7 protein-coding genes and 2 tRNA genes are annotated in these 4,966 nt (G+C 66.6%); 5 read left to right on the plus strand and 4 right to left on the minus strand.

Going from position 1 to position 4,966, the window contains the following annotated elements:
• The first annotated feature begins 57 nt into the window (after window positions 1–57).
• The 5 genes from AC1DVZ_RS18635 to AC1DVZ_RS18655 all read left to right on the plus strand — a co-directional run bounded on the left by AC1DVZ_RS18635 (window position 58) and on the right by AC1DVZ_RS18655 (window position 2,013).
• Window positions 58–128 (plus strand) — tRNA-Cys (locus AC1DVZ_RS18635).
• A 65-nt stretch (window positions 129–193) separates the two neighbouring features.
• Window positions 194–268: transfer RNA gene (locus tag AC1DVZ_RS18640), tRNA-Val, on the plus strand.
• A 671-nt stretch (window positions 269–939) separates the two neighbouring features.
• Window positions 940–1,260 carry a hypothetical protein gene (locus AC1DVZ_RS18645; protein ID WP_477619692.1) on the plus strand — a complete coding sequence of 107 codons (321 nt, stop codon included), beginning with the start codon at window positions 940–942 and terminating at the stop codon, window positions 1,258–1,260.
• Window positions 1,257–1,652, plus strand: coding sequence for a hypothetical protein (locus AC1DVZ_RS18650; protein WP_477619693.1), 396 nt, complete (start codon window positions 1,257–1,259; stop codon window positions 1,650–1,652). Before AC1DVZ_RS18645 ends, AC1DVZ_RS18650 begins: the two co-directional genes overlap by 4 nt.
• Window positions 1,653–1,827: 175 nt before the next feature.
• On the plus strand, window positions 1,828–2,013 hold the full coding sequence (locus AC1DVZ_RS18655; RefSeq protein ID WP_477619694.1) for a hypothetical protein: 186 nt from the start codon (window positions 1,828–1,830) through the stop codon (window positions 2,011–2,013).
• Between the two features lie 288 nt (window positions 2,014–2,301).
• On the opposite strand, the gene AC1DVZ_RS18660 is transcribed toward AC1DVZ_RS18655, so the two are convergent.
• The 4 genes from AC1DVZ_RS18660 to AC1DVZ_RS18675 all read right to left on the minus strand — a co-directional run bounded on the left by AC1DVZ_RS18660 (window position 2,302) and on the right by AC1DVZ_RS18675 (window position 4,934).
• On the minus strand, window positions 2,302–2,655 hold the full coding sequence (locus AC1DVZ_RS18660) for a type II toxin-antitoxin system HicB family antitoxin (RefSeq protein ID WP_477619695.1): 354 nt from the start codon (window positions 2,653–2,655) through the stop codon (window positions 2,302–2,304).
• 647 nt (window positions 2,656–3,302) lie between these two features.
• Window positions 3,303–3,659, minus strand: coding sequence for a terminase (locus AC1DVZ_RS18665; protein WP_477619696.1), 357 nt, complete (start codon window positions 3,657–3,659; stop codon window positions 3,303–3,305).
• A 220-nt stretch (window positions 3,660–3,879) separates the two neighbouring features.
• On the minus strand, window positions 3,880–4,680 hold the full coding sequence (locus tag AC1DVZ_RS18670; protein ID WP_477619697.1) for a hypothetical protein: 801 nt from the start codon (window positions 4,678–4,680) through the stop codon (window positions 3,880–3,882).
• A 17-nt stretch (window positions 4,681–4,697) separates the two neighbouring features.
• Window positions 4,698–4,934, minus strand: coding sequence for a hypothetical protein (locus tag AC1DVZ_RS18675; protein WP_477619698.1), 237 nt, complete (start codon window positions 4,932–4,934; stop codon window positions 4,698–4,700).
• Between the last annotated feature and the right edge of the window lie 32 nt (window positions 4,935–4,966).

Below are 4,966 nucleotides of genomic sequence, written 5' to 3' on the forward strand. Positions count from 1 at the left end.
GGTTGAGGTCGCCGGTTCGAGCCCGGTCATCCGCTCGGAGGGTTTGACCGCCTTCACGGTGGAGTGGCCGAGAGGCGAGGCAGCGGCCTGCAAAGCCGCGTACACGGGTTCAAATCCCGTCTCCACCTCAGACGACTTGAACCCTGAGTCGAACCCAGCACCACCAGCACGACCCACCACCCAGCACGACCCCGGGCGATTGGCGCAGTGGTAGCGCGCTTCCTTGACACGGAAGAGGTCACTGGTTCAAACCCAGTATCGCCCACCAGTCACGAACGGCCCCTGACCTGCGGAGACGCGGATCAGGGGCCGTTCTTGTTGCTCGTGCGTGCGATCTGTGTGCGATTGGCACCCCACCCGAGGGGAGAAACCAGCATGAAGACACGATCAATCACAGTAGGCACACTGTCGCTCGTCGCAGCCGGCATCATCGGCGGCGGGTTCGCGCTCGCCATGAGCCAAGGCACGCCACAGCAGCCGGTGCAGCTGCGCCAGGTGGTCGCCACCGAGACAGTCACGCCCAGCGCGACCACGACCACCACGGCTACGCCCACAGCCACCAAGGCGCCCGCACCGAAACCTGCTGCGAGGGTCCAGCAGGTCGCCCCCGAGCCGTCGCCCTCAGAGACGACGCCTGACCCCGTGACCACAACGCCCGAACCGGCTCCCCAAGCGCCCTCCCCCGTCAAGCCGGGGCCAGGGAGGCTCGTCACGGCCACCTGTGGCGGCGCAGGCTGCCCCACGGCCGGCTAAGACAAAGGGTAAAGATCACCCCAAAACGCCCACGGCGACCGACGTCGAGGGTTAGAACGGCCCCAGCCAGTGCCGGAAACACCAACTGGGGCCTGGACGATTCACCAACGGAAGTGGRGAACCATCGTGAACACATCATCCCAGCCGACCGCCAGTGAGCGCGTCAGCGAGACTACGCAGCCCGGAATGACTATTGCGGCGCACCTGCGCAGCAACCTGAAGCTGTATCGGCGCACGCCGATGCGCGGGGGGCACCTCACCATGAGCGAGGCGACGCTCAAGACGGGCCTCTCGCTCACCGAGTTGCGGTCGCGGATCGAGTCCGGCGACCTGGACGCTTGCCACCAGTTGTGCGTCTCTTCCGCCGACCTGGAGGAGGAGATCCTCGCCTACCAGCGGCGCGAGTTCGCTCGCCTCATCGAGGACGCCACAGGAGAGGCGCCCACCGACGAGACCATGGTCCGGATGTTCGGGCCGCAGTTCGCAGCGCAGGAGGTGTCGGCATGACCACCACGGCGACCGAGACCCAGCACCAGCCCTGGTGCACCGAGCACGTCGACCCCAACCCGCAGGAGGGTGTGAGCGGCTGGTGCGTGGCCAAGTCGGTCACACACGGCGTCGAGGCCGATCTCGCGTCCGGCGTCGACAGCCTCAACGGCGGTTCGGGGATCGAGATCTACGCCTCGGGCCAGGACGTCATCACCGCTGCGCAGGCGAGAGAGGTTGCACTGGCGCTCGTGAGGGCGTCCCTGGTGCTCGAGGGCTGTAGTGGTTCATCCCTGGCCGTGGCGACCAACCTCGTGCGGATCGTGTGCGAACGTCAGCCGATGGATGTCAACGTCGTCGAGTACCTCGCGAACGCCCTAGAGGTAAGCGTCACAGAGCTGCTCACGGACTGATCTCTCAGCATCAAGACAGCACCCCCGCGTGGCGGGGGTGCTGTCGTTGGTGGCGCCTTCCGGCGAGACGGGCTCATCTATGGCAAGACCAACGAACGGTCGCAGCAGACCACTACGGTCGGTGAATGACCGTCGCACAGCAAAGAACGACGGCAATCAGATAGGGGGATCCGTTATGGCTGTCAACGTGCACCGCGCGTCCAGTGGCAAGGTCATCACGCATGAGGAGGGGGTGCTCTTCGCGATCCGCGACGGCGGGCATCTCATCGTTATGGATGGCAAGTTCAACGATTCCAATGCGGTTGCGGTCTATGCCCCCGGGGCATGGGCTTACGCGGTCGTCGAGGTTTCGGCCGACTAACGGAGAGCACCCCCGTCACTCGCTGGCGGGGGTGCTGCCACTGTGTCGCTGCATACTCAGACTATGAGGGTGAGGACAGACGAGATCCGCACATGCCCCGAGTGTGGCGAGTTGGTCAAGACGATCGTGAGCCGCGGTGTCGCCGGCACCTTTCGCATGACGAGCCACGTCAACGCTGAACGCGATGAGGCCAAGCGGTGCAAGTACGACGGTGGCCCGTATGCCGGTGGGCGCGCACTCGAGCCGTTCCCAGGGGACACTGTTCCCTGACGATTGCGCTGAGGTTGGTCAGCCTCGTGCAGCGAGCTTTCGGACGACTAGCTGGTTGAGGCTCATTCCGTCCTCGGCCGCTTCGATCGCTAGATCTCGGTGCAAGATTTCGCCAACGCGGACATTGAACTTGCCCGAATACCCTCGTTCTGAAAGCGGTCGGGGGATCGGCTCGCCCTCTGCCTCCAGATCCGACAGAACGTCCTCGATGACGGCCTCGAGCCCCTTTAGCGCTTCGACCTGGCTATGGGCGAGCCATGACAGGGAGGGGAATTCGACGCAGGTGGCGATATGTTCGCCGTCCTCTGCGGACCACGAGACTCGGTAGGTGTAGTGATCCACCTCAACCCGCGGATGTTCCAACGTATCCATCACGAACCTCCCTTCTCTCCAACCGTTGCAAGCTTGTCGATTGCCGCTATCACTTGGCGCACTTGGTACGCCTTCGCCTTGCCCTTGTCGTTCTGAATGTTCACACGCGGGTCTCCCGCCCAAGGCATCCGAAAGACAGCGTGTGACGTCGCGTCTTGTCTAGGCTCTCCGAAGTAATGCACGCACACTTTGTGAAGGTCCGCGTACCTGACACCTGCGGGATTTGCCCGCATGGTTGCCTCGATCGCCTCTACCTTCGCCACGTCTTATGGTACCGCGGGTAGTACCACTGTCAAGACCACTGGCCGTACCACTGTCCAGACCACCCACGGGGTGGGACCCCTTCCTGAGATTGCCCGCCCCTCCCGGCATGGGCGCACGGAGAGGGAGCACCCGAAACAATCGGCCCTACACGTCTCTCAGCTCATGCCCAGTGCCGGGGCCGAACGGGACATCGGGGCCCTCTGCCACGATCGACGGCCACTCGCCCTCCGGGTTCTCGTCTCTCCATCGGTCGCGCGCAGCCCAGAACGCGCATTCGGGATGTCCGCAGTCCACGCCAGGAGCGCCCACCCAGTCGGCCGGGTTCCACTCCAGCAACGGCACTGGGATGCCTGAGCCGTCCCCCGCCAGCCGAGGCCGGCGCCTCACGACGCACCGCCACCGATGCTGTAGACGCCACGCGGGGTGCCGCGGATTTGGGTGCGGGTGTCCTGCTCGCCTTGGGGGACACGCAGAGCAGTGAGCAGTCGGGCGAACGTCACGCGCTGCTGTCGTAGCTCGGTCAGTGCCGGATGGGTCCGAACGCCCTGCGATGACTCACTCATCACGCCCTCGTTGTCCAGGACGGCCTGCAGCAGGTCGATGCTGTCGACGGTGCGGCACGCCTCGCGCAGCAGCGTGCTCTCGTGCTCGTCGAGTTCGTAGTCGACCATGACGGCACGCCACAGGGCACGCCCAGACGTGCGCAGCCCTGCGGGCGGCCGGGGGGTTTTCTCGCTCATCTGGGGCTCCTAAGGGCCGTTCGTTTCAGGTCAGGGGAGGGGCGTCGCCTATGCCGGGAGAGGCGACGGCGGAGGTTCAGGGGGACCCCCCCTGGGGTGGCTGGTTGTTGCTGTTGTCCGTCGCCGCCCCGCAGGAGTAGGGCGCCTGGCAGGGCGGCGACGAGGCCACGACGCGGGCGGGCGATCACCGTAGCTGCGCCCGCGTCGTGGGTCTGGTGGGTTACTTGCCGCTCTTGCCGAGGCTGGCTGCGTACTCGAGCGAGGGCGCCCAGGACTCGCGGTGGTCGCGTAGTGCTTCCTCGCGTGCGGCTGCCTCGCGGGCGTCGGTGGCTGAGCGGGCTCCGGCTGCGACCTTCTCGGCCTCCTGTGGGGTGTTCATGCGCAGCGTGAAGCCGAGGGCGGCGAGGTTGTGGAAGGCGTTGCCGGGGGCGGTGTAGGCGCGCCGTGCGGTGGCGAGGGATTCGGCGTCGTCAGCTCCCGCGATCCACCATGTGACGTCCTGCTCGTCTGGCCCGTATCCGCAGTCGGCGAGGGCGACTCGCAGGCCGCGCACCTGACCCAGGGTGTTGAGTGCATCGTTGAGGTGCTGACTTGCCACGACGGCGTCGACACCGCCCGCGAGGATCTGCTCTGCGGTGGCGCCGCTGGCGAAGTGGGAGCCCGCGGTCTGCACGATCGCTGCGGCGTCATCGAAGCCGGGGCGCAGGGCCAGCAGCATGGTCTCGGCGCTGTCGTGGATGCCGGCACGGATGGTGCCAGCGACGCCGTTCTCAACGGTAGCGAGCACCTGCCGAATGTGGTCGGTCGCGGCGAGCGCCTGCCCGGTCGCGGTCATGCGTGCACCGACGTTGGCGGCCGTGATCTTGCCGGTCCGGTACTCGCCCGCGAGGTCCGCCAGCGGTTGGGCTGCTGCGGTTTCCTTGGCGGCGGCGAGGGTGGCGCGTGCTGCGGTGACGGGCTTGGGCAGGGTGGCGCCGTGGGTCTCGAGGTCGTGGGTGAGCTTGATGTAGTCGCTGATCATGTGGTGTCTCCGGTGGTTCAGGCCGCGTCGAGCGGCGTGGTGGGGTCTGCGGTGGTGATGTCGGCGCCGAGGGCGCGTCCGATGGCGGCTTTGAGCCCTGCGGTGTCGTTGAGGGCGAGCGGCGACGCGCCCGTGTCGGCGGGGTGGTCGTGGGCGAGGCATTCGGGTTGCTGCTGGCCAGCGAAGGCGAGACGCAGGGCGTCGCGCACGTTCACGCACCGGCACTCGTCGGCAGTTTCGGGTGGGGCGCTCATGCGGCCTTCTTTCGGTTGTCGTAGGTCGTGGG

It is taken from the genome of Pedococcus sp. P2_E5 (assembly GCF_056403895.1).